The organism is Cytobacillus sp. EB106-05-05-XG126 (assembly GCF_058791715.1).
This window is the reverse complement of sequence record NZ_JBYTDU010000044.1, coordinates 1-1,380: the sequence shown is the minus strand read 5'-3', so window position 1 is coordinate 1,380 and position 1,380 is coordinate 1. Positions and strand designations below refer to the sequence as shown.

Genomic DNA, 1,380 nt, shown 5'->3' with positions numbered 1-1,380 from the left:
AAATCATTCGCATTGTATAGTTTCTCTGTCATGCACTTGCTCAAAATAGTATCAATTAATGCGGGAGACTGCTGAATGACCTTATTGATCATGGCAAACTGATCTCGACGATACCTTGGGTATCTTAGGCTTATCTCATCTAAATAAGCAGTTGCCTGAACTTGATCTTCAAAGTTAGAGATGAGGCGTTGTTTGAATTCCTTAAGACCTTTAGAACGATCACGGGTATGATGACGGTTTTGAATGAGTTTTCCTTTTTCCGAGCTGACAATATGCTCGGCAATGACTTCACCTTTTGCTTCTCTGCGAATAACGAGCGTCTTTTGATCTTCGCCTTTCACTTCAATCCATACAAGGTTCTCACTCATTGTTTGATAAGTCCCGAGTGGGACGGAATAACGGTTTGACTTGTACCGGATCGTGTTGTCCTTACTCACACTTCTTGTTATACTTTGGTTATTGGTACTTTCATATGAAAGTAACGAAGAGACTGGCTGTAAGTGTTGCTTTTCGAGGAGAAACACTTCTGCTGGTCTTTTTTTCGTTGTCTGGTGAACCCGATGGTTTCCAGTACGCTCGAGCCATTGCCGCGCTCGTTTATTCCAATCTTCTATATCGCTAAACACACGACTGTCAGCGAAATTGCCTTTTATGTATTTCACTACATTTTCAATCATACCTTTAGACTCTGGATCAGCTTTTCTGCACAAATGAACTTTAAATTTACGCTCATTTACATAGCTTTGAAATTCAGCTGTTAAAAGCAGCTGTCCTGCATTTTCACTCACTGCGATTAAGCGGTCCTGGTCATAAACGATTTCTTCTGCTCGTCCCCCGTAGAACTTAAATGCATTTTCGTGACAACGAATCGCATCTTTTGTGGTAAAAGGACGTGTCTGCCATTCCATGTATTTATGTCTGGAGTGGGCGAGTACAAAGGCAATAAAGTATAGTTTGATTTCTTTATTGTCTATTGTTTTCTGTTTTGTTTCACCCCAGTCTACCTGGAGTTGTTTACCCATCGGTTGTTCAGGAACTGCTTCGTATTGACGGACAACCACTTTTTTCTCAATCTGATAGACTTCTCGAATATCCTTCACATACGTTCTGACCGTACTTCCACCGACCTCCAGGTGGGGATATCTCTCCAAAAGCCAATCATGGATCTGAGCACTACTCAAGTGAGGATATTCTTCTAGCCAGGCAAGTATCCAGTCTTTATAATGATCTAGTTTTTTCTTCTTTCCCAAAGGCTGTTCAGTATACGCTCTAGCTTCATCAAATGTCATCTCTAAATACTTATAGACAGTCGGTCTTGAGATCTTAAGCTCCTTAGCGATTTGTGCTACTTTAAAATTTCTCTTATTTAATTCCTGAATC

1 protein-coding gene is annotated in these 1,380 nt (G+C 40.5%); it reads right to left on the bottom strand.

The annotated features are described in order from the left end of the window. On the bottom strand, positions 1–1,379 hold a 1,379-nt coding region (istA, locus tag AC3WTL_RS25640), incomplete at its 3' end, for an IS21 family transposase (protein ID WP_492370279.1). Position 1,380 lies beyond the last annotated feature (1 nt).